At 51.9% G+C, this 23,148-nt stretch carries 23 protein-coding genes, 1 tRNA gene and 1 pseudogene; 13 read left to right on the top strand and 12 right to left on the bottom strand.

The genetic code is table 11. The features are described from left to right. Positions 1-297 precede the first annotated feature (297 nt). The gene (locus ACLQMU_RS11625) at positions 298-573 is read left to right on the top strand and encodes an acylphosphatase (protein ID WP_422150249.1); all 276 of its coding nucleotides are present in this window, start codon (positions 298-300) and stop codon (positions 571-573) included. 33 nt (positions 574-606) lie between these two features. Here the strand turns inward: ACLQMU_RS11625 and ACLQMU_RS11620 are convergent, their stop codons facing one another. The 6 genes from ACLQMU_RS11620 to ACLQMU_RS11595 all read right to left on the bottom strand — a co-directional run bounded on the left by ACLQMU_RS11620 (position 607) and on the right by ACLQMU_RS11595 (position 7,572). Beyond that, positions 607-1,191, bottom strand: coding sequence for a DUF7504 family protein (locus ACLQMU_RS11620; protein WP_422150250.1), 585 nt, complete (start codon positions 1,189-1,191; stop codon positions 607-609). A 13-nt stretch (positions 1,192-1,204) separates the two neighbouring features. Then, positions 1,205-2,524, bottom strand: coding sequence for a PAS domain-containing protein (locus ACLQMU_RS11615; protein ID WP_422150251.1), 1,320 nt, complete (start codon positions 2,522-2,524; stop codon positions 1,205-1,207). Between the two features lie 406 nt (positions 2,525-2,930). Continuing rightward, positions 2,931-3,875 carry a methenyltetrahydromethanopterin cyclohydrolase gene (gene mch, locus ACLQMU_RS11610; RefSeq protein WP_422150252.1) on the bottom strand — a complete coding sequence of 315 codons (945 nt, stop codon included), beginning with the start codon at positions 3,873-3,875 and terminating at the stop codon, positions 2,931-2,933. A gap of 66 nt (positions 3,876-3,941) precedes the next feature. Beyond that, complete coding sequence (locus ACLQMU_RS11605; protein ID WP_422150256.1) at positions 3,942-5,066, bottom strand: ORC1-type DNA replication protein; 1,125 nt, start codon at positions 5,064-5,066, stop codon at positions 3,942-3,944. Between the two features lie 409 nt (positions 5,067-5,475). After that, the gene (locus ACLQMU_RS11600; protein WP_422150253.1) at positions 5,476-6,627 is read right to left on the bottom strand and encodes a cofactor-independent phosphoglycerate mutase; all 1,152 of its coding nucleotides are present in this window, start codon (positions 6,625-6,627) and stop codon (positions 5,476-5,478) included. Between the two features lie 9 nt (positions 6,628-6,636). Beyond that, positions 6,637-7,572, bottom strand: a complete 936-nt coding sequence (locus ACLQMU_RS11595; RefSeq protein WP_422150254.1) for an NAD-dependent epimerase/dehydratase family protein — start codon at positions 7,570-7,572, stop codon at positions 6,637-6,639. A 39-nt stretch (positions 7,573-7,611) separates the two neighbouring features. Between ACLQMU_RS11595 and ACLQMU_RS11590 the strand changes: the two genes are divergently transcribed. From ACLQMU_RS11590 to porB, 5 genes are read left to right on the top strand one after another with little or no spacing between them, the layout of a single operon-like run. Further along, entirely contained in the window at positions 7,612-8,490 is an 879-nt protein-coding gene (locus tag ACLQMU_RS11590) for a methanogenesis marker 12 protein (RefSeq protein WP_424039691.1), read from the top strand. Positions 8,491-8,534: 44 nt separating this feature from the next. Then, positions 8,535-9,080: a pyruvate ferredoxin oxidoreductase subunit gamma gene (locus ACLQMU_RS11585; protein ID WP_422149048.1), complete on the top strand. Its 546-nt coding sequence runs from the start codon at positions 8,535-8,537 to the stop codon at positions 9,078-9,080. Then, a complete protein-coding gene (locus tag ACLQMU_RS11580; protein ID WP_422149047.1) occupies positions 9,080-9,340 on the top strand; it encodes a 4Fe-4S binding protein in 261 nt (86 codons plus the stop codon). Before ACLQMU_RS11585 ends, ACLQMU_RS11580 begins: the two co-directional genes overlap by 1 nt. 1 nt (position 9,341) lies before the next feature. Further along, the gene (porA, locus tag ACLQMU_RS11575) at positions 9,342-10,496 is read left to right on the top strand and encodes a pyruvate synthase subunit PorA (RefSeq protein ID WP_424039688.1); all 1,155 of its coding nucleotides are present in this window, start codon (positions 9,342-9,344) and stop codon (positions 10,494-10,496) included. Positions 10,497-10,498: 2 nt separating this feature from the next. Continuing rightward, positions 10,499-11,398: a pyruvate synthase subunit PorB gene (porB, locus tag ACLQMU_RS11570; protein WP_422149435.1), complete on the top strand. Its 900-nt coding sequence runs from the start codon at positions 10,499-10,501 to the stop codon at positions 11,396-11,398. A 105-nt stretch (positions 11,399-11,503) separates the two neighbouring features. Here porB and ACLQMU_RS11565 read toward each other — a convergent pair whose 3' ends face one another. After that, a complete protein-coding gene (locus tag ACLQMU_RS11565; RefSeq protein ID WP_424040212.1) occupies positions 11,504-12,520 on the bottom strand; it encodes a nuclease-related domain-containing protein in 1,017 nt (338 codons plus the stop codon). A gap of 225 nt (positions 12,521-12,745) precedes the next feature. Here ACLQMU_RS11565 and ACLQMU_RS11560 point away from each other — a divergent pair, with 225 nt between their 5' ends. The 3 genes from ACLQMU_RS11560 to ACLQMU_RS11550 are packed head-to-tail and all read left to right on the top strand — an operon-like array spanning position 12,746 to position 15,451. Continuing rightward, a complete protein-coding gene (locus tag ACLQMU_RS11560; RefSeq protein ID WP_422149054.1) occupies positions 12,746-13,267 on the top strand; it encodes a hypothetical protein in 522 nt (173 codons plus the stop codon). After that, positions 13,267-13,503: a hypothetical protein gene (locus tag ACLQMU_RS11555; protein WP_424040214.1), complete on the top strand. Its 237-nt coding sequence runs from the start codon at positions 13,267-13,269 to the stop codon at positions 13,501-13,503. Before ACLQMU_RS11560 ends, ACLQMU_RS11555 begins: the two co-directional genes overlap by 1 nt. Before the next feature lie 4 nt (positions 13,504-13,507). Continuing rightward, positions 13,508-15,451 carry a type B DNA-directed DNA polymerase gene (locus ACLQMU_RS11550; RefSeq protein WP_422149052.1) on the top strand — a complete coding sequence of 648 codons (1,944 nt, stop codon included), beginning with the start codon at positions 13,508-13,510 and terminating at the stop codon, positions 15,449-15,451. A gap of 83 nt (positions 15,452-15,534) precedes the next feature. Here the strand turns inward: ACLQMU_RS11550 and ACLQMU_RS11545 are convergent, their stop codons facing one another. Together ACLQMU_RS11545 and ACLQMU_RS11540 are read right to left on the bottom strand one after the other, a co-directional pair. Then, positions 15,535-16,071: a hypothetical protein gene (locus tag ACLQMU_RS11545; protein ID WP_424040216.1), complete on the bottom strand. Its 537-nt coding sequence runs from the start codon at positions 16,069-16,071 to the stop codon at positions 15,535-15,537. 37 nt (positions 16,072-16,108) lie between these two features. Beyond that, positions 16,109-16,528: a tetratricopeptide repeat protein gene (locus ACLQMU_RS11540; protein WP_422149050.1), complete on the bottom strand. Its 420-nt coding sequence runs from the start codon at positions 16,526-16,528 to the stop codon at positions 16,109-16,111. Positions 16,529-16,789: 261 nt separating this feature from the next. Here ACLQMU_RS11540 and ACLQMU_RS11535 point away from each other — a divergent pair. Together ACLQMU_RS11535 and ACLQMU_RS11530 are read left to right on the top strand one after the other, a co-directional pair. Beyond that, positions 16,790-17,116: pseudogene (locus ACLQMU_RS11535) on the top strand (double zinc ribbon domain-containing protein); the annotation flags it as partial. A gap of 123 nt (positions 17,117-17,239) precedes the next feature. Further along, complete coding sequence (locus ACLQMU_RS11530; protein WP_424040220.1) at positions 17,240-17,950, top strand: DUF4064 domain-containing protein; 711 nt, start codon at positions 17,240-17,242, stop codon at positions 17,948-17,950. A 74-nt stretch (positions 17,951-18,024) separates the two neighbouring features. Here the strand turns inward: ACLQMU_RS11530 and ACLQMU_RS11525 are convergent, their stop codons facing one another. Further along, entirely contained in the window at positions 18,025-18,585 is a 561-nt protein-coding gene (locus ACLQMU_RS11525; protein WP_443673712.1) for a hypothetical protein, read from the bottom strand. Between the two features lie 86 nt (positions 18,586-18,671). Further along, positions 18,672-19,727: a hypothetical protein gene (locus ACLQMU_RS11520; protein WP_443673711.1), complete on the bottom strand. Its 1,056-nt coding sequence runs from the start codon at positions 19,725-19,727 to the stop codon at positions 18,672-18,674. Positions 19,728-19,739: 12 nt separating this feature from the next. On the opposite strand from ACLQMU_RS11520, the gene ACLQMU_RS11515 reads away from it, so the two are divergent. Continuing rightward, positions 19,740-19,811: transfer RNA gene (locus tag ACLQMU_RS11515), tRNA-Val, on the top strand. Positions 19,812-21,287: 1,476 nt separating this feature from the next. On the opposite strand, the gene ACLQMU_RS11510 is transcribed toward ACLQMU_RS11515, so the two are convergent. Next, complete coding sequence (locus ACLQMU_RS11510; RefSeq protein ID WP_424039612.1) at positions 21,288-21,893, bottom strand: FKBP-type peptidyl-prolyl cis-trans isomerase; 606 nt, start codon at positions 21,891-21,893, stop codon at positions 21,288-21,290. Positions 21,894-22,004: 111 nt separating this feature from the next. On the opposite strand from ACLQMU_RS11510, the gene ACLQMU_RS11505 reads away from it, so the two are divergent. Next, positions 22,005-23,114 (top strand): hypothetical protein, encoded by a 1,110-nt coding sequence (locus ACLQMU_RS11505; RefSeq protein ID WP_424039614.1) that lies wholly within the window; start codon positions 22,005-22,007, stop codon positions 23,112-23,114. Positions 23,115-23,148: the final 34 nt, after the last annotated feature.

Below are 23,148 nucleotides of genomic sequence, written 5' to 3'. Positions count from 1 at the left end.
TTACTATGAACCGGGACTAGGATTTCTTTTTTCATTGCATGATATCCCTACCACTCTGCCAGTCTGCCGGTGCCACCCTGGACAATAGAGAGAACTGTTTTCAGAGTCCTTTGGAAGTGGGGATAGGTCCACCGCCTTCCTGATTGAATACGGGATCCTGTAGAGCAAAAACAGATCGTAGACGGAGGGTATATCCTATCGATAAAACCCCCCCACGCATCCCGGTGACACTTCAGGCACACCACCTGCGGATCAGATCGGCAACGATTAAAATGATGCATCCCCAGTTCCGGAATAATGATGAGGGTTACCGCAGTGGCAACCGGAAAAGTGCAGGGTGTCGGATACCGGCATTTCGTGGAGGTATGCGCCCGCCGGTTCGGATTGCACGGCTCAGTGCAGAACATGCCGGACGGTTCCGTCCGGATAATTGCAGAAGGATCCCCTGCATCTCTTGAGGAGTTTGCCCTGCTCGTGTGGGCTCACGGGGAGCCGGGAATCCGTGTTGACGGGTTGCAGGCGCTGCAGGGAGAGGCAACAGGAGAGTTCAAAGGATTCTGGGTGAAGTGGTGAAGAAAAAATGGCCGGGGTGGCAGAGCGAGGACCTCATGGAGGCGGTTTCAGTTCGCCGCTCTGGATGCCTTCCGAATCCGCATCAATGACCCTGTCAACAAAGGTCGTCAGCTGGATAAGCAGATCCGGGTCAAGTCCTTTCTCCACGGCAAGGAAGATCCCGGAAAAATTCATCAGCCGCAGCTTGTTTGTCACAAAGTGGATGAACCGGGTAATATTCTGGGACGAGATATAGATAAGCATGGCATTGACAGAATCAAAAAGCAGGGAGATTTTTTTCTCTTTGTTACTGTTTAAGATTGTCGTGATGGCAATTCCCAGATCCGTAAGATCGGAAGGATGGTTGATGAACCGGCAGTCTGATGTGGGTTCGTGATCATGTCCCATTGCATATTTCGTAACCGTATCAACCACGAATATCCTCTCCATGGGAATCCCCTTCTGCTCATAGATTTTTTTGAGGATATCATACGGGTGGTTCGCTGTAACCACAAGCACGTAATAATCCCGCGAAAGCAGCATCCTGATCAGATTGATATTTTCCTCTTTCAATCGTGCGGCAGAAGCCATGATCAGGTACAAGGCTCCCTCCTTTATCTCAATAGGGGAAATCGCCACGAACAGGTCCCCTTTATTCCGTCAGGAATTTTTTCGAGGCTTCCGGGATCCCGCCCCCATGATCGACAATTGCCTTGTTCAACTCATTGATATTATTTCGGATCTGTTCCAGATTCTTTATCTGCAGCCTGAGCTGGAGGGTGATATCCGGGATGCTCGCGTCGCCCCGGTCAAGATCGCCAACCACAGACCCGAGGTTGCCTTCGACAAGAACCAGGGGGTTTTTCAACCGCATGGCAGCCTCACTGATAAACGCGAGGAACCGCGCATCGCTTTCCCTGAGGGCGATTTCAGCCTGTTTTTGTTCGGTAATATCCTGGTTTGCACCGTTGGTGCGGACCATGCGGCCCGATTCATCCCGGGTTGTGCGGACACATGCCCTGATATACCGGACCTCGCCGTCCCTGCGAATAATCCGGTGCTCCAGTTCGGCAAGCGTTTCCGGGCTTTGTGTTGTCTGGGCCATGGCAATCCGGTCCCCCACGAGACGGCGGTCTTCAGGGTGGACGAAAGTGTTCACATACGCTTCTGCCGGCATCCGGTACCCCCCTTCGCGTTCCGCGGTGGTACCATAGAGGGCGTAGAACCGGTCGTTAAAGACGAACATCCCCGAAACCACATCGTATTCCCAGTACGCCATGTGCGCCAGTTCCATCGAATCTTCCAGCAGGGTCCTGTTCGCTTCAAGGGCCTCCTCGGCATGCATACGATCGGTCACATCGGTGAATGTTTCAACCGCCCCGAGAAGAATGCCGCTCTCATCCCGTACCGGGGAGGCGGTCAGGTAGAACCAGCTGCCGTTTTTTCCGATATGCGGGAAAAAATTGACCACCTCGTACGATCCATCCATAATCTTCGATTTGGTGATCCCGCCCTTGTACCATTCAGGAAGTTGTTCAATCTTCCCGTCAATAAGAAGATCTGCGAGAGTCGGTCGCTCCCCTGCATAGAAGGCATGCCAGGGATACGTGGTGCCATACACCTCGGATGCCCTGATCCCGGTTGAGATCTCCAAAGCCCGGTTCCAGAAAATGACCCGGTGATCGGCATCGATGACAAACTGCGGAGCCGGGGAACCATTCAGGAGCGTATCCAGCCGGGCTTCTGCGGTACGGAGAGACCGGAGGGGGAAAAATGAGATGAACGCTGCGCTTGCACTCACCACGATCATGGTGATAAGTGAGGCCTGCCATGTCGCAAAATACGGAAGAAAAAGATCCCCTCCAAGTTCAAACACACCGGTTATGGCAAACATACCCATAAAGATGAGAATCAGTACCATGCGGGGATCAAGCCCGGGGGTTTTCTTCCATGTATTCCTGCCGTCCATCATGTACCCTCCCATTGTACCTCAGGTACTGCCATGGCAACGACAACACCGGGGCCAGGTATGCGTACGCAGAACCAGTTAGTACGATGAATGTATCTGGATGATGGTGGGTTATAAAATGTTGTTTAAGAACTGATTTTTATTATGAGAATCTTTATTTCACGTTTTCCTGAGAGGCACCGGGTTAAATTTCCGGGTGGAGCCGGACACTAAACACGGACATTTCTCCGGTCTGAAAAATTTTTCCCGAATTTTTTTGCGGCCGAAAAATCTGTGCCGGACCGGGCGACCCGGTATTTTTTGAAAAGTTTTTGTACGGGCCTGATGAGCCACCATGACTGGCAACTTCACGTGCCGGCCCGGGCCTCAGGATAATGTAACAGAACCCGGAAAAACGATAAAAAAGTGGTTACTGTAACCCGAACGACTTCAGGGTCACGTCATTGTTGACAGCGCCGACATGGTAGACACTCCCGTCCGAGAGCTCGTTGATAACGACCTCTGCGGGTGAGAAAAGCGATGTATCGATCTTGTAGAAATCGTTGCCGGCTTCCTTGAAGATATCGTTGAACGGCTTGCCGTATCCTTTGGACTTGTTGCTCGGGATCCTCTCCAGGTAGTCTTTGATCTCCGGTGCATTCATCGTGAGCTGGATCTGGCCATGGTAAATGGTCGCATCGTTTGTCACGCCCATCGCACGCTTCGCCCCCCGGACCGGCGGAATCGGGGCTGTGCCGATCGCCGATATGATCTTACGGGTATCAAAGCCGAGCTCGTTTAATTTGTAGATTGCCGTCTCTACACAGCGTCCTGAAACCTGGATCGATCCGACAATAGAGGATGTCGGTGCGACCACCGCACAGGTATTTGCCACATCGACGTGGCATTCCTCGGCGATCTTCTCCATAACCTCGCCGTTTGGCAGGTGATCGGACTCCAGGCAGATCACAGCGCAGTCATAGTCGTCCTCGTAGTCGATCACTTCGAAGGTGTGCTTGGGCTTGAGGGAGAGTGCCCGTGCCGGGCCACTGCCCATCGCAAAGTAGTTCCCCACCTTGACCGTCCAGCCAGCCTTCTGCGCCCCGAGGCAGGCAATCGATGGGAAATCGGTATTCACATCGATGAACGGCTGCGGGAATTCCTTTATCTGTCCCATCCTGAAGTTGACCTCGCCAAGACCGCCCATGCAGATCTCGGTAAACGCCCTCCCTGCCGCATAACCGCCCCGGGTACTCACACCACAATCAACGATGCGTGCGCCATTATCCAGTTCGTGGTACGCAGCGTTAAACTCCTCGGCCAGATCGGCGAGGTTGTCGAATATTTCAAGTGCCAGTTCGTTAACACTTAACATGGAAAACCCTTCTCATAAGAAGAGGGGGCGCATATAGATAAGATTTTTGAAAATATTCCTTCGACCTTATGAAAGGTACTCCAGCACCTTTGCCGGTTCGTACCGGAGCGTGATGACCCGTGTCCTGCCTTTCCCCTCCCGGTACTGGAGGTTTACCAGCCGCATCGCATCCATCTTTTTAACAATCTCATAGAACCGCGTGTACCCGACCGGCGCCTCATTCTTTATCGATTTGTAGACTTCACCGGCGTTCATCTCGGCTCCCGTGGCACTTGCCGTGGCAAGTTCCTTGAGGATCCTGCGCTCCTCATCCTTGAGCGTCTTAAGCGTGTATTCCAGATGCAGGTACTTCGAGACTGCGTAGGCGCCGCAGATATCCTCGCGCTCGATGCTGCGCCGTGCAGCCCGCTCCGCATTGAGTGCTGCCCGTTTCAGGAGGTCAATACCCACGCGCAGGTCGCCACTCTTGAGCATCTGCTCTACAACAAGATCCAGCATCGCGTCGCTGATAACACCGTTAAAGAACCCCTGCATCACACGGGCCTTCATAATTTCCTGCACTTCCGCGCTCCCGTACGGGGGGAAGTAGATCTCGGCAGGCCGGAAGACAGAAGCGACCCGGGCATCCACAGCGCGCGAGAGATCAACATCAGGGTCGCTGATGATCACGATAACACCGATACGGACACCGTCATATGACTCGTGGGCCCGCAAAAGCGTGTAGAGCACCTTGTTGAGCTCGTTTTCGTAGAGGAGGTAATTGGCATCGTCAAGCGCCACGAGCAACACGCACTCTTCCTTCTGGAGGATACGGGCGACCGCATCGAAGACCTGCTTGAACGAAGTTCCCGAAGAAGGAGGCAGGTGGCCGGAGAGTTTCCGGTAGATCTGGGAGAGGATGGCAAACTTGGTATTGTCGATCTGGCAGTTGATATGGACCGGCACCAGTTTCTTTGTGGTCTCCTCGATCTCCTGGAAGAGTTTTTTGATACTGGTGGTTTTCCCGGAGCCGGGCAGGCCCTTGCAGATCGTATTGAGGGGGCGGCCGCCCCGGAGCCCTGGCCGGATCTGGAACGCGAGTTCACGCATCTGAGTGTCACGGAACTCGAACTGCTCGGGGACGTAATCGATCTCGAACACATCAGGGTCACGGAACAACGACTCGTCCCACATCAGCAGGTTCTTTTTCATCGTATAGTATTCCATCAACGTTGCAAAAGATAACAACTCTGGTTACCGGGATCGAAATCCTCCCGGCCATGTTCGAAGCAGGCCCGACAAAGATTTTCCCCGGATAAAAAAACTGGCATGCATGCTGTTCAGCAACAGGCACCGGCACGCCCCGCACTCGTTGTGCAGGATGCCAGACCGCGGGGGTGAAGAGAAACGGTACTCCGGTAGATGTACCTGAACCGGGAATGGCGGGGGGAGCCCGATATCCGTTACGGTGCTGCGATGGGAATCCCTGCCTGTATTCGCGCCAAACTTATATCCTTGTGCAAGAGAAACGGGAGTGCAGGATGTGGCAGATGATGAAAGTTACCCCCACTGAATCGATGATGATGCAGGGGACTGATGCCACATTCGGTCTCTAACAACTTCAGCTGAATAAAAACGACAGGAACTCTGTTGCTTTTTTTGTCCCGAACATTCCCGACCGTGCCTCGTTCTCGGTGAAGTGCCTGCATGTGTCACACCCCTTTCCCGTCACCACGAATGGCACAGGCTCGCGTGAATGCGTTTTGATGCGGACAGGTGTGGGGTGATCGGGAAGGACCGCAACAATTCCTCCAAACTCTTTTCTTACTGCGCCCACTACCCGGTCCACATTCTCGATCGCCCGCACCTTTTCCTCGATACTCCCCAGATGCCCTGCCTCGTCAGGGGCCTCGATGTGGACATAGACAAAGTCGAGGTGCCGGATTGCGTCGAGAGCATACCGTGCCTTTGCCAGGTAATCCGTGTCGAAATACCCGGTCGCACCGGGGACGGTGATGATCTCCATGCCGGCACAGCGGGCGATTCCATTGAGCAGATCGACAGCAGATATCATGCCGCCGTTCTTATGGTACTTTTCCGAGAATGCGGGGAACGCAGGACGTTTACCCCCGCTCCATGGCCATATCTGCGTGGCCGGGGGTTTGCCCGCTTTCAGCCGTGCTGCGTTCACCGGGTGATCGCTGAACACTGCGGCGCTCTTTTCCATGCAGTCAAGCAGAAGCGGGGCATCCCCGTTCTTTGGCAAAAACTCAGCTATGGACTGGCCTACAATGTCGTGCGGGGGTGTGGATTCTGCACCGTCACCATGCGGCACCACCAGCAGGTTCCGGTAACTGACGCCGGGCCGCAGCATAACCTTACGGAGGTGCGGGGCAAGCGCTGCAAAAAGAGCTGCCCCTTCTGCACTGGATATATGCCCTGCTGAAAAATCAGCCATTATCCCCTGTTGTACCGTCACGATATTGCAGCGGTATGCGACATCGTCAGGTAACAGATCGATACCCATGCTCATCGCTTCGAGAGGGCCTCTTCCGGTATAGTATTGTTCCGGGGCATAGCCAAGGATAGACATGTTTGCAATGTCGCTGCCGGCTTCGTAGTTTTCAGGAATCGTGCGCAGCATTCCGCACGCACCTTCCTGTGCCATGCGGTCCATATTTGGCGTTTTTGCATATTCAAGGGGGGTCCTGCCACCGAGCTCCGGGAGTGGATCATCTGCCATACCATCTCCGAGAATGACGATATATTTCATAAAAACCCTTCACCGTTCTTCAAGCATCGCCCGGACGGCAATCCGCACGCTTTCCCGTGAACCAACCTGAGGTTTCCAGTGCAGCGTCTTGATCTTATCAATGGCGAGCTGCATCTTCGGGACGTCCCCGACCCACCCGCGCTCGCCACCGGTGAACCTGAATTTTGTGTCGGGAAGATGCATCTCCTCTGTCACGATCTCCGCGATGCTCTTCACGTCAATCCAGTCATCAGACCCGATATTGAACGTGTTGACCCTGCCCCGGGCATGCCCGACGGCAAAGAGCATTGCCGCCACGCACTCGTGCACTTCAAGGTAGGATTTTGTCTGTTTCCCGTCGCCAAGAATTTCAAGTTCGGCAGGGTTTTGTTCAAGTTTATGGATAAAATCGGTGATCACACCGTGACCGCTCCGCGAGCCGATGATATTGGCAAACCGGAACATCCACGCGCTCATGCCAAACGAGTGGCAGTACGCAGAGATCAGCGCCTCGCAGGCAAGTTTGCTTGCCCCGTAGACGGAAATCGGTTCGAGCGGCGTGTAACTCTCGGGCGTCGGAATAACTGCGGCATCGCCATACACCGTCGAAGTCGAGGTGAATACCAGTTCGGGAACGTTGTGGTGGCGCATCGCTTCCAGTACCCGGTATGTCGCCATAATATTGTTCTGCATCGTCGGGTCAGGATTTATCGCGCTCTGGCGGACATCCGGGTCTGCTGCAAGGTGAAAGAGCCGGTCGGCACCGTGTATGGCTTCCTGCCACCCGTCACTGAGCAGGTCTGCCTGCACGAACCGGATATCGCATGAATCAATGTGCCGGGCAATTGTATCCCTGCGCCCGGCACAGAGCGAGTCAATAACCACGACCTCGTTACCCTGGGCAACGAGCGTATCAACCAGATGTGAGCCGATGAAACCGGCACCACCCGTTACGACATCAAACATCAATACCTATTATGTAACCTATGCTATAGGATTACTGCTATGTTCATCGGGATCGACCACGGCACGACCGCTATGCGGTTTGCATCTGATACAGATCAGTTCAAGCTGTCGCGCGAAGAGGCTAGGGATTTCACCGCGGCGGATCTCGGCCGGCTCTGTCCCCCCGATGATATTGAGGGGATCGCAATTTGTTATTCGATGGGTGACAATTTTTCAAAAATTACCGATATAAAAAAAATAAAAAACCGGGGTGTCGTCAGCCGCGAGGGTGCCGGCAAGCACATCGGCGGTGGCACGAAGGTTTTTGACGAGATCAAAGAAAGCGGTATACCCACGGTAGTAATCCCGGGGCTGCACCGGGGTTCCCCGACCGATCCAAGGTTCAAGGCCTACTCCCACCAGTCCAGCCCCGAGAAGATCGGAATTGCATACATGGTCTGCCATGACCTCGGGGACGATGTTGTGGTTTCCGATGCGAGTTCTAATACGGTCACACTCCTTGTGACCGCAGGAAAACTGGTCGGGGCCTTTGATGCCTGCATCTTTGCACCGGGCACCCGTCACGGTGCACTCGATGTCAATGCCATCCGCCGTGTGGACGCGAAGGAATGCACTGCAAACGAGGCCTTCCAGCATGCCGGGGTGGATTATACCATGCCCGATGATGATTCCCTCAGAACAAAGACGGTTGCCATGTATTCTGCCATGGAATGTGCCGCGCTCCTCCTGCTGAACCCACGCGCGCGGGTGGCACTTGCCGGCTCGCTTGCGCCTCTTATCGCACCCGATGTCGAATCACTTCTTGGCCTTGACGTAGCCGTTTATGATGAATGGTGCGCGTCAAGGGGGCTGGCAAAAATTGCCCATGACGTCTTTTCCGGGGGCCGGGAAATCCTCGGGCTCGGTGTGGATCTCTAGATTTATATTGATTTATCATGTAAAATTATTAGGGGATTTTTCCTTTGAGAGAACTACGCATCCACGGCAGGGGTGGCCAGGGATCGGTCACCGCTGCGGAACTTATCGCTGTTGCTGCATTCGAAGGAGGCGTTTTTTCACAAGCGTTTCCGGCATTCGGGGTTGAAAGACGCGGCGCTCCGGTCCAGGCATTCGTCAGGTTCGACGACAGGAAGATCCGGCTCCGCAGCCAGGTGTATGAACCGGACTATATCATCGTGCAGGACAGCACGCTCATAAAAGACGTGAATGTTTTTTCCGGAGTAAAAAAGGGAGGGATCGTCATCGTCAATACCGAGAAGGCACCGGACTACAAGGTGCCCGACGGCGTCAAGCTGATTACCATCGACGCGACATCTATCGCGCTCAAGGTGATCGGGCTTCCCATCACTAACACTTCGCTGATGGGTGCGTTTGCAGCGGCGACCGGCGAGATCAAGTTCGATGCACTCAAAAATGCGCTCACCCACCGGTTCCCAAAAGAGCTGGCGGAGAAGAATATCGAAGCGGCCCGACAGGCATTCGAAAGCGTAAAGGGGGCGGCGGCATAATGGCGCTTGCTGTAGGATGCCGTGCCCGTCCGGGAAAAGGCCGGGACAACAAGACCGGGTCGTGGCGGGTCTTCAAGCCGATCTTCGATCACGGGAAGTGCTCCAAGTGCGGGACGTGCCAGATCATCTGCCCCGAGGGCTGTATCGCGGAGGACAAGGAGGGATTCTTCGATCCTGATTATGCATACTGCAAGGGATGCGGGCTGTGTGCAGAAGAGTGCCCCAAGGAAGCGATCGCGATGAAACAGGAGGAGAAGTAGAATGCTTGAAATTACCGAAGGCTCTATGGCCGTCGCCGAGGCGGTCCGGCTCTGCCGGCCGCAGGTTGTTGCCGCCTACCCGATCACGCCCCAGACACATATAGTCGAGGCGCTCGCCGAGATGGTGGCAAACGGGAGACTCGACGCGGACTATATCACGGTCGAAAGTGAGTTCTCCGCGCTCTCCGCCTGCCTCGGGGCAAGCGCTGCGGGATCCCGTACCTATTCCGCAACCACCTCGCAGGGCCTTGCCCTGATGTTCGAGGTCTGCTTCAACGTTGCCGGCATGCGCCTGCCCATTATCATGACGATTGCCAACCGTGCACTCGGGGCACCGCTCTCCATCTGGAACGACCAGCAGGACTCGATCTCCCTGCGGGACTCCGGCTGGCTCCAGTTCTACGCAGAAGATAACCAGGAAGCCACCGATCTCCATTATATCGCCTACCGGGTGGCAGAAAATCCTGCCGTCCAGCTCCCCGCGTTTGTCTGCTTTGACGGGTTCATCCTCTCCCATACTTATGAGCCGGTGGACATGCTCACGCAGGAGGATGCGGACAAATACCTCCCGAAGTTTGCGCCCGCAGAAAGGCTCGATGCGGCCGACCCGATCAGTTTCGGGATGTATGCGACCCCCGAATACTACCTCGAATTCCGGTACGAGACCGACAAAGCGCTCAAAGAGGCAAAATCTGCGATTCATGCAGCCGGAAAAGAGTTCGGGCAACTTTTCGGCCGCGACTACAGCGCGATGGTCGAGGGATACAAGATTGAGGACGCGGAGACCGTCATCGTTGCCATGGGTTCGATCTGCGGTACCGTCAAGGATACCATCGACGATATGCGGGCAGAAGGAAAGAAGGTCGGGCTCCTCAAGGTCCGCGTCTTCCGCCCGTTCCCATCCGAGGATGTTGCAAAGGCGCTCAAAGGCGCAAAGCACGTTGCCGTGCTCGACAAGAACATCTCGCTTGGCGCCAAGGGTGCCGTGGCTCTTGAGGTAAAAGATGCGCTCTACGGTTCCGGTATCCCGGTCTTCGATTATATCATCGGCCTTGGGGGAAGAGACGTGCAGAAGAAGGATATCCGGGAAGTTGTCGCGCTTGCCGAAAAAGGCAAAGGCGATCAGTTCATCGGCCTGCGCAAGGAGGTGCTCTGATCATGGCAGACAAAACCTGCGAGCTCTTCGACTGCGGGCACCGTGCCTGCGGCGGATGCGGGGCGGCTCTTGCGGCCCGGCTCATGCTCAAGGCAGCGGGCACGAATTGTATTGTGGTCTCATCGACGGGATGCATGGAAGTCTTCTCCACCCCCTATCCCGAGACCGCGTGGAAAGTTCCGTGGATCCACTCGCTCTTTGAGAACGCAGCGGCCGTTGCCTCAGGCATCGAAGCGTCGCTCAAAAAACAGGGGCGCAAAGAGAAGGTCCTTGTGATTGCCGGGGACGGCGCGACGTTCGATATCGGGATGCTCTGCATCAGCGGTGCGTTCGAACGCGGCCACGATATCACCTACATCTGCTACGACAACGAGGCCTACATGAATACCGGTATCCAGCGGTCCGGGGCTACCCCGTATGATGCCAGCACCACGACGAGCCCGGCCGGGTCCCGGTCGTTTGGGAACAAGCGTCCCAAAAAGGACATGCCACAGATCCTCGCGGCCCACGGTGCCCCGTATGTGGCAACTGCCTCAATCGCCTATCCGAATGATCTGATCCAAAAGATTGAAAAAGCGATCAACACCGAGGGTCCTACCTACGTGCAGCTCCATGCCCCCTGCTGCACCGGCTGGGGTTTTGAAAGCGACCAGACGATGGCCATCGCAAAACTGGCCATCGAGACCGGTCTCTGGGTGAACTACGAGATGTTGGACGGCACGGTTACCAAGGTCAAAAAGGTTGTCAGGAAACCGGTCGAGGAATACCTCAAGACCCAGAAACGGTTCCGGCACCTCTTCAAGCCAAAGAGGCAGGACGCCGAGATCGCCGCCATCCAGACGATTGCCGACAAGAATGCCGAAAAATACGGCATCGACATCAAGATAGCTAAGAAAGAGTAAATTTCTTTTTTATTTTCCTTTATCCGGTGAATACTATTTTTACAAAATACTCGCCCTCTAAAGGCGAAGAACACTGAAACCCGGTTCTGATACCTTGATTCCGTATTAATACTTCGAATGACAGGTTTCCTGCCTTTCAACAATTTTGACAAATTTTTTCACGATTTCATCGGACAATGCCGGATACCTTTGTCGTTGAATATAATCGTATATCTGGCCGGGTGTAATGATATCCATATACTTGTCCATTTTTCGTCCAGAGTTCACGCCGTGTAAAGATATGACGACATTGAGGACTTTTGGCCTTTCATAATACCGGTAATAATCGCCGGTGTAGTACCATAATGCATAGCTAGAACGCCGAACCTGATGAACCAGCACGTCGGCATTCATCTCAAGGTTTGAAGATTTCCAATTCTTGGTTTCCAGAAGGAAAATCCCGGTGGGACCAACAACAATATGATCGATCTGGCAGGACTGAATATATTCACCCGTCTCTTTCCATCGTATCGCAGGACTGAACCGGAGATTGACATCGTTTATCACATGATATTCATCCGGTAGGTGGGAAAGCGATCCTATCACGACTTCTTCACCGTAAGCCCCGATCAGAAATGGCTCGTTTGTTTTCAGGAAATTATACGAGTTGACGACATTGTTGCATTCCCATTTGATAGCAAAATCTCTGTTGTTGATGAGATTTGTCCTTTCGTTCCGCACATTGCGCAACTGCCGGGATAATCCGGCATAGGGGCTGTGTATATGGTGATCCCGCAATGCGACCGCAAACCCGTGCTGCACCCGGTAACCAATCCGTGAGAGAAAACCGGCGGCATCGGTAATTTTCCGATTCAGCTCTTCAATGTTTTTGTCAACATCTACCGTCTGCCGAGTAAGACCTTCCTGTAATTCTTTGTCCAGCTGGGTTACTTCTTGACTGAGGGCGAGGATTTTCTCATCCTGTTTTCTGGCAGCGGTCGTTTCTGTTTCGGCAAGGATTTCCTCATAATGGGTGTAGAAATGCTGCATTTCGGCCAGCGTTGAAAAATGTTTTCCATTAATGGGTTTCATGCCTTTCAGCAGGTACTGGGTGCTGCCGGACTTACCGTGGATTGTTGCCATGATTTTTCATCGCGGAGGGTATTCGTAGTATTTGATTATGTAATTCCTTTTGTTAAGCGTGATATTGAAGTATAATCAGAAGCCGATGTAAGTTTCGGCCACACACGATATTGTTCATTCTTGTGCAGGGTCTCATCAATTTTGCGCCAGTATCCGGCGGGACGATCACTTTCACGCCACTCAGCCGGTCATTTATCCTCCTCAGTGCAGCAGGGATCCGGTGCTATGCAGATCGAACTCCGCCGGGGAACGGCGCTCCAGCCGGGCACATTTAGTGCCGTCGTCGCACCCGAGAAATTGATGGTCTCTGCCATCAACTCCAACGTGGATCTCCAGCGGTTTCTCTTTCTCTACATTGGGGGAAATTACTCCCGGATCTTATCAGGTATCAATCGACAGTCCAAGAATTTCGACGTTCGGCGGGCATTCACAGCCCACCAGCTTTTAACTATGCTCCGCGAGGCCGGACATACTGTCGTCTTCATTGAACACGATCCCTCTCTATTCGACGGAGCTATGAACATGATTGAGCCGCTGGAGGGGGCATTGAAAGAGGTTGCCCGGGAGTCACTCGTCATACTCTATGCACCGGTCGCAGACCGGACATTTTCAGCGCTGGCGCGTCGGGCTGACCGTTTTATCGAGCTTATTCCGGTCGAACCTGACGGGCTCCCGCGTAGAACCTCACGTATCATGCGTCAGTCCGGTATACATCAAACCGGTCAACGGACTCTGGAGGTGTCGTGATGGGCAGAACATTCCCCAGCGTGCGGCAGGGTGTTAACAGTACGGCAGACCGGTGGGCACGCTCAGCCCGTGCACTCAAAAGGGAAGACCAGAAGTACGGTGAGCGCCTCGCGGAACTTGCAAAACAGCATTCAAGCGAAGCGTTTGTTGCCTGCGACGACCCGCTCGAAGCCGTAGTATTCTCCGTGCTTGTCGAGATCCTTAAACAGCAAGACCTACACGAAACCCGGGAGTAGGATCGTGTGGATCGTTGACTCTGCGTACCGGGACGGAGGTATCGATCTCTGGACGAAAGAGGGTAGTGTACAAAAAGTCCATCACGATTACAACCCACCCTTTTCCGTTCACTTCCACGACCCGCACGCTAACCATGAGATGATCGAGGCGCTGGAAGAAAAACACGGTGCTGAGGAATGCACCATCCGTAACATATTCGGGACTCTCCCGGGCTACGCAGTACGCGCAGGTCGCGACATAGCCGAGGCCATAGAACGGCAGGCGCAATATGATGTTGAACTTTTCAACGTGGATGTACGTCGCGATCAGAGATTCATGGCAGAACGGGGGATCTATCCCTGTGCAGGAGAAGGGGATGACCGGTTTTCTCCGGAAATTACGCACGATTTGAACGTGACTGATATTCGGATTCATGGCAATCCCTCCCTCTCCCCGTTGTGCACAGAAATCGAGGTTATCCACGGAAGTACGGATCGGCTGACCGGTGAGACGAAGACGGTACTCACAGACCTATTTGGGATTGTGAGCTCGCTCGATCCAGATGTGATTCTCATGCCGGATGCCGACACGTGGATGCCGAAGATACGCACACTGGCGCGGCAGTATGATCTTGATATGCCCTTCTCACGGAATGGAAAGTACCGGCAGATGGACTCACGCTCATACTGGAGTTACGGTAGAATGGAACACAAGGAGTCGGCTCTCATTCCTGACGGGCGCATCCTGATCGATACAGAACAATCGTTCGTGTACCGTGAGAGTGGGCTTACCGGGGTGCTCATGGCAGCACGACTCTCGGGGCTTCCTCCCAATCTTGCGTCCCGGTTCACACCCGGCACGCTCATCAGCAGCTATGAAACCTACGAGGCAGTGAAACGAGGGATATCGGTACCATTTCGCAAGAGTGACCCGGAACAAATGCGGAAACTCTCCGCGCTTCAAGCCGCTGATCGGGGCGGGCTGATGTTCCAGCCAAAGCCGGGAATCTATGAAAATGTCGAAGAGATCGATTTTACCTCGATGTATCCATCGATCATTGTTCAATCAAACCTCTCCCCGGAAACGGTGGGACATTCGGAGCGCGTAGGATTCCTCCCTTCCGTGCTTAAACCTCTGCTCGAACTTCGTGTTGCGACGAAACGACTCAAGAAAATTGATCCCAGCATCGCCGGAATCGATGCTATTCTCAAATGGATGCTCGTCACTTGCTTCGGGTACACGGGCTACAAGAATGCGAAGTTCGGGAGAATCGAGGTACATGAGGGGATCACATCCAGATCGCGCGATATTCTCATTCGGACGAAGGATATCGCGGAGGCGATGAATTTCCACGTGCTCCACGGCATTGTGGATTGCCTCTGGTTGCAGGGAACACCTATTGATGCACTCAAGGCGCAAGTCGAACACGATACCGACCTGTTTCTCGAAGTTGACCATTTCGACTGGATCGTGTTCCTGCCCCTTGCAGATGGGTTCGGTGCCTACAACCGGTATTATGGCCGGCAACCGGATGGCAGCATCAAGGTCCGGGGGATTGCCGCACGCAGGCATGATACGCCGGAGCACGTGGGGGAGATGCAGCGCCGTATGCTGGAGGTGATGGCCCGGGCAAAAAAGATCGCGGAACTCGAAGCGACACGAGAGGACATTGTCGCAATTTACCGGGAAACAGTAAACGGCCTGCCTGCAGCGGACCCTAAACAGATGGCGATCAACCGCAGGATCAGCCGGCTCACATACGCACACCGGTGTATCGAGGGCGCGGCAGTGCAATCATATCGGGATCACGGCGTTGGAATCGCACCCGGGATGAAGATTCAGTATGTGGTAACCGATGCCCGACGTTACCACGTGGAGCCGGCATGGTGTGCGAATACCTTCGATATCCCGTTCTACCGGGGACTTATCGATAAAGCCTATGCTGAGATCGCATTTGCATTTTCATGAAGGGTCTTATGCTAACCCCGCGTCTTACACAAGCCCCGTTCTCGCTTTTTTTAGACTGATGCTAATTCAATATATCAGATTAATCAACGTCGTGGCATGTTGAGTTCATATTCTGCAATTTTTCTCCCACGCTTCAGCATTTTTTTAAATTTCTTTTCATCCCATTCTCTCCGGAAACCCATCTCGTTTAACAGATTTTTCAAAACGTAAAAGACCTTGACCGGTTCTGAGGAGAAATAAAGTTCACCAAATGTATCCGAGATATGATTCCATAGACCCTCCATCTCTTGCTTCCCACTAATATCGTTCGAGAGAACATTTTCCACTTCTGCAATGAGTTTATTCGAGAGTCCGCAATCATATTGTTTTGCAGTCTCGGCAGCTTTTAGAACACGTGCCTGCCATTTTTCTCCGTGGTTTGGAGCACCCACTGCATGGCAAATCTCATGGATGATCAGAAGGGGAGAAGGAGAGCCAAAGTAGAGATGTTTTTGATCACAATTACAATATCCAGACATGCCCCAGTTACGATTATACGTAAATCCCCAAGGCTTCCATCGAGGAAAATAGATTTTACATATATTCTGATACAGTTTTGTTATGGATTTACTCATTGCCATTCACATCCCCGTTCTCGCTGCACCAGCTTGTTTAACGTTATACCCGCAATTGAGATTGCACCGATCGTGAATCACTTTTCTGCGTATCACTAACCTGCGCCATTTTCCGGGTGATCAACGCACGCTGGGATTGTGCCTCCGTATCGTATGGACTTATCTTGAGGACGTTATCGAGTGCCTTTAGTGCCTCTATATCTTTCCCGAGGTTCACGAGAGCCAGACTTTTATTGAACAATGCGTTTGTGAAGTGGGGATCGATGTCAGCTGCCTGCCCGAAGGCATTCACCGCATCAAGGTATTTTTCTTGTCTGAACTGAATGATGCCGATGTTATTCCAGATGCTGGCGTTGTTGGAATCAGATTTAAGAAGTGCCTGAAATATAGTGAGTGCCTCGTCCAACTGATCCTGTTCGGCGAGTTCGGTTGCCTTATTGAACAGGTCGAACGCGTCGGGCATAGTATCGTGTCGTGGTGGTGGTGGATGAAGGTTACGATATGGAGAACCATATGCCCGTCGTCCTCTAAAGGCGAAGATGTTTAAAGCCCAGTTCTCATCTGTTCTCCTTTGTGTAAGGGTGCTGTTGCGTTAACGGGACTTAACGGAAAAGTGATGTCGTCGTAAACCATCAATCTTGACTATTAAAAAAGCTCCGTCGGAGCAACAAAATGAAAATAAAAATATTAATCATCTTATCTATTGAACTCCCCATGTGATACAATGGTAAAAATTTGTCCGAAATGTGGGACGCATTCGATTGATGATCAATCGATGTTCTGCAATAAATGTGGGACTAAATTACCTGAAAACATTCCACACAGAGAGAGTAACTTCTGTCCGAAATGTGGTACAAAAATTCTACGAGAAGAATCTGCATTTTGTAATGCCTGCGGTTCACCGTTGCCGATATCGCAACCCGTAAATCCACCACCCATAGCAAAACAACCCGTGCCAGAACAAAATGAAAGGCGGCAACCTGCAATTAACGGGGAAGTCTGTCCTGTATGTGGAGCAATTGTCGAAGCGGGGCGGTACTATTGTAATTCCTGTGGTGCGTACATGAAGGGATCTCCCGCCCCACACGAATTACCCGGAAAAAGTCAGGTGTCACTAGAGAGAACAAATCCACAGAATTCAAATCAAGTTACACGATCTCAACGCCGTTATTCCATGAACGTGATATTAATTCTGCTATTGGGAGTGGGATTGGTATCCCTTTGTGGTTCTCCAACTACTCTAGCTCTTACCGTAATTATCGTCATTATAAGTGCTATAGCAGTATACTATGATGCAAAAGCAATTGGGGCTGGTGGACAATCCCAAAACGGGTCAATGAACAACGAAGAATCCACCTTTAGTACATATACTTGGAGTCCATTGAGCTGGGGATTGATTGTATTACTTTTATGGATCATCGGTTTACCCTTATACCTGATTAAAAGAAGAGAACTTTTCACGCTCAATATCAACGGATCAATTCCGGCTGGGGTTACTAGATCCGTATATCCGGGCACTCCGTATAAAGCGAGTCTTGGAAATTCTTATGAAAGTGGCCGCTCTCTCACTACAGAATTTGTTTTAGGTCTTCTTGGGGGAATTATTGGCTTTTTTGCTGGCTTTGCTGCAATTGGGATAGGGGGCATCGGAAGTGTTTTTGGTGCCGCAAATGCCGGGACGGTCATAGTCGGGGGAGCAGGGGCAATTGTTTTTTCCATTTTAGGGATCATCGGAGCTGCAATTGTTAACAGACACACAAAAGCTGCGGGCTACTTAATGATAATCAGTGCGATTTGTGGTTTGATCTGTATTTCTCTTTTCTATGTTTTATCATTCATATTGCTAATCATCGCAGGAATAATGGCAGTAAGGCATAACGAATAAAAATATTCTATTTTAAGGATTTGTAACTTGGAATTAATTCGGGACACAAGAAAATAGCAAAGTGGATAAAAAAATTATGGAGTTAATGAGGTCAATTTATCGACGGCTGAATATGTTTTGCCATCTGGTGTATGAACCGTAACGTACGTCCATCCATAGCTTTGTCCTGCAGGAACCTTCATCGAGGAATATGGTACTTGAATTCCTCCACCCATGAACATATTACCGTCCTGCCAACTTGAAATGGTTCCAGATCCTTGGTAAACGAGCTGACCTTTTACTTCGTTATAACTGGAATCGAATTTCGTGGAGTAAATCTGGATATCAACCGGAAGTGTATACCCGGACCATGTAACGTCTGCACCTTTGACATCTTCAAGTGCTGGATAAACAATGATCCCATCAGCATCCGCTCCTGAAGTCCAATGTCCTTGTTTTGTCATAACATCTGCGTGTGTAACTTGCGAAAAGTCGCCTTGAGGTACAGTAGATGCTTGGGTCGTTGACATTTGGTTGGGTGATTCTTGATTCGGTGATGCTTGGGTTGGACCAGTTTCACTAGTGCAGCCAGCGGAAATAGCGAGCGTAATAACAAAAAGAGTCAACAGAATTACTAAATTAGTTTTTGTTTGCATAGCACCCCCATCTATTTATTAGTATATATGTGGTTTGATTCGATTTTTCTGTTATTTTTCTGTTATCTACCTATGTCCTTGGAGATTTACGCCACCAACAGCCCCGTTCTCACTTTTTCTCGACAGACCACATTTGCACCTATATCTCCGGCAGAAAGCTCATTTTCCAATATGTGCACCGATTCCCAGTACTGCATATAGTTCGCGTAGACGTATTCCGGCAATGGGTGCTTATAATGTGCCCAGTCGATTCCGCTCACTCCGTGAGTCAAAATGTATGCCCTGTTAGTTTGATCCCATCGAATGATATCGCCATACTGTTCCGCGAATTTTCTCAGGTCTGACGGAGTGAACATCATGCCGGGAGCACGTGCAAGTGATATCCTGTTGCGTTTTAACCACATCTGGTATCCGACGAATTCAAACGCCCGGGAGTTGTCAGCTTTGTTCTCTATCATTTTCGCGAGTATGTGATGAAGGTCAGGATGGATCGGCACATAGTGTTCCATTCGTATTTTATCTTGAACGGGGTTGACATGAAGAATCGAGGGGGAAGCACTCAGTGCGGTTCTCAGTTGTGCAACCGTGATTTTGCTGATGGTCGCTTCGACGCGCTGCCCCGTATAAGCCCCGAACAACGTAAATCCAAGGTAGTTCACCATTGATTCGTGGCTCAAGTGATGGTCACAGTAGGCATCGAATATGCAATCGATAACTCGGGTGATGTCCACCGTTGTAACGATGCGTGATGTAACTGTTTTGCGGTCTCTTCGTGTCCTCGGCATGTCGAGGAATAACGAGAAGTTCTGGTAGCTCGGATCGAGATGGAGCTTTGACAGATACTTCAGAAAGGCTCTCGTGAAGTTGAGGACTTTCCCCCACGAGTCGTGACTGGAATAGTTCGAAAGGATGGAGTTGTGCAACTTTTCCATGGTGGTCTGACTGATAACCCCGCGTGTATTCTCCCAGAGGATCTCCGATGCTTTCTCGATCCAATACACGGATTTTGGGGCGATATTTCGCGTCCGCGCGGTTGTGCAACTCTCCAATTCAGTGCGGGCGAAGGTCAGCTTCAAGCCGGACAGGGTGCCAATGTTTTTATTTCCAGATACAGACGGTTTTAATACATTCCAGTCCGACATAAGTAGGTTATCGGGCTCGTGGTCTAGCGGTATGACGTCGCCCTTACACGGCGAAGGTCGCCGGTTCGAATCCGGCCGGGCCCATCTCTTTCTTTCGGTTTGCGCGGGATCTCCATCATCATAATTTCCCGGAACCCGCATGATCCGGACCGGCCTGCTGCAAAATTTTCAAAAGCGTTCGTAAACGCGACGGCTCTTTTGGAAAAAGTCCGGATACGCTGCCCGAAGATTTCCAAAAATGGCGAGGAGCGATATCGGACATTCAAAAAAAAGTTCGCGGAGGTTGCCGGACTTTTGGAGAAAAAATCCGGTTATGATCCGGGGATTCCGGGAAAAATCCTGTCCTTACCGGGGGTGCTGGTCCGGCTGACCCCCCAATCCTCCTGATCAGGGCTGCGCTCATCCGGACCCGTATTGAGCCCGGATTGACCCTTATCAGATCCAATCGGAGCCCGTATCGGGCTCCTTTTCAAAATAAGCCCAAATTGACCTTATTTTTGAAAACGGACGAAATAAAAGGTTCGCATATTGGGGCTTTACGGCCCGATTATGGGACCGGATGGATATTTGCATGATCCCGGAAAAAGAGGCCGAAAAAAGGCTGTTATGGGCCGATTATGGGCATTATATGGGGCTCAATTTAGGCTTATTTTGGAAAATAAAGCGATATAATCGCCCTGATTTTCTTCCACTGGAATCGGACGGTTTTACGGGCGTATTTTTGGGGAGAGTCTTGATCCCATCGTATTGCGATTTCTCCCCCCCTCCCTGCTCTGCAGGGAGTCGCTCGGCCGCCTCATCGGGGCCTTGCTCGGCAAGGGTATTGATTCAAAATTCAGGATCACGGTAAGTGGCGTAGCGCAAAACCCGACGAGGCGTTTTCCCGCGTCTGGCATCACTCGTGGGGGTGTGGGGGCGACAGCCCCCATCACATCGTCCAAACCCCCGGCCTTTGCTAAAGATTTCCGGAAAAGTCCGGATCGCGAGTGGAAGATTCCGGAAAAAGGGCGACTCAGCAGCTAAAGATTTTCGAAAATGAACGGGTCACGAGCTGAGGGTTCCAGAAAATGTCCGGCTCAGCAGCGGAGGATTTCCAAAAAAGATTGGATCACGAGCGGATAATTCCGGAAAATGATCGCCCCGACCCTTCGCGATGATCGGCCACCCCGACCTTCAAAAAAAACGGTAGCCCCCCTCTCCCCATTGTGCAGTCCCAAAAAAATTGGTCGGACTGATCGATTTCAAAACCAGTCGGGGTGACCTCTTCTATTCCTGTGCCACAACATGCGCTTCCACTGGAACTTCAGGCGAGACGGGGTGGTCGGTCCGATCGTTTCTGAAATTGGCCGGACCGATCGATTCCGGAATTGATCGGGGCGACCTGTGGTGCAGCAGGATCAGGAGTAGCCCCCCTCCCTCCCTTGTGCGCTCCGCACAAAAACCGGTCGGACCGATCGATCACAAAAGAGATCGCCCCGGCCCTGTGTTCACGCGGGAGGAAGTCCTGTTTCCGCAAAAAAAAGCCCGGCCCGGTTGCTGATAAGAAGATTAAAAAAAAGTTCAGGAAGTTGCCGTTGCCGTGGCATTGCTTCCCGTACTTGCCTTCTGGATAGAATCGATCTTGATGTCAAAGATGAGGTTCTGGCCGGCAAGCGGGGAATTCGCATCCACGGTTACCCCTGTACTGTTGACACTGAGCACGGTAACAACCCTTGTGCGGCCATCCACCGAGCTCTGGAACGAGAATTGTTCGCCCGGGGATATCGTCTGGTTTGTCTGGAACATGCTCCTGGGAACAGTCTGGACAAGACCGGGATTATAGACATATCCCTGGTCGGCGGGGATGTTAACGACTTTTTCCTCGTTCACTCTCATCCCCCGCACCGCAGCGTCAAAACCGGAGATCATAGTGCCCGACCCGATCGTAAAGGTCAGCGGGGTCCCGTTCACGTTTGAATCAAAGATCGTCTTGTTCTCAAACATGCCGGTGTAGGTAACACTCACCGTATCCCCGGCTGCCGCAACAACTCCCGGGCTGTAGAACACGAGATACACGGCGGCGCAAATAACGATGATCGCCACAACTGCCACGATTCCCGCCAGTTTGTACTGCTGCCTGCGTGCAGCCACCTTCTCCCTGCCTTTGGTTTTCTCGGATTTCTTCATGATATTCGTATCTATAATTCACCGGTAAACAATATACCCTTGCCTTTCGATAGGTACGTAAAGAAACGATCAGGCAGGCGTAGCCTGGCCCGGCTTTTCCGGAGGATCACCGTGGAACGAAAGGAGTTCTCAACGATATCAGGGGCCATTTCGGCGCTGCACAAGGCCCTCCGGGCAGAGATCCACGAAGAGCGGGACCGCCACCGTCACCTGTATGCCTCGGGCACACCGGGCAGGATCACCCTCGTTATCCTCGGCGCAGCCATCCTTGGAAACATCCTCTTTTTCCTTGTGAACCCCGTTTATCCCCTGCTTTTTATTTCCGCCAGTTTCTTCCTGTTCATGTTCTATTTTATCACCCTGCTTATCCCCCACAACCTGAAACGCTCCTCATTCCCTGACACTGAGTTCTCGAAATATCTTACCGGACTTCAGGAGACCGGGGTTATCAGGAGCACGAAAAGGTTCACCCGTATCTTTCTCAACGCATTTTTTATTAACTGCCGTACGCTCTTTTACGGTTTCGCCCTTATATTTACCATCGACATCATCCTCGTGATCGCGATGCATCTCAACGGGAAGCTGTCCTCACCCCATACCGGTATTATCCTTTTTCAGTCGGTTGCCATCATTATTTTTTATTTTCTGGTCTGGAAACTGGAGCCCTACTCAACAGATTTTTTTTCCGATGTCTCCGGTATGAGGGCACATCTGATTCGGAAAAATATCCCCGAACCGGTGGTCTCTTTCCTGTTCCTGCTGGGAGCAGCACTTGCCCTTGTCTGTATTATCTCGACCATCATCCTGCTCCCGGGAATAACGGTCAATAACGTCCTCTCGGTATCAGAATTCAGCGAACTCGGCCACTTTTTTGTTTCAATCGGTATAGTGCTGGTAAGCCTGTATTTTATCTTCCGGTACCTCCACGGTATCACGAGCCGTGACCTGCTTATCAGGTTCTCAAAGACCAAAACCGATTGTCTTCTCCACGAGATAGAAATTACCGGTGATGCCATTGGGTCTTCGGGTGCATCGGGATCTCAGGGTTTGGCCGCACCGGATACCGTTTGTAAGGCAGCCGAACTCCTGCTCGAAGCACGGCTGTACCAGGTTGAAAAAAAGACCGTCTTCGGAACGTTTCCGGTTTATATCGTGAATCCTGATTTTTCCCAGGTTTTTCCCCGTTCATCATCCGGGGATACAGACCCGTCACGACAATAACCCCTTACGGAAGGGGAACAGAAACTCCCCGGAT

The organism is Methanoregula sp. (assembly GCF_052325125.1).
Lineage (GTDB): Archaea > Halobacteriota > Methanomicrobia > Methanomicrobiales > Methanospirillaceae > Methanoregula.
Note: the sequence above shows the minus strand (reverse complement) of the source record. Positions and strands in the feature narration are given on the sequence as shown.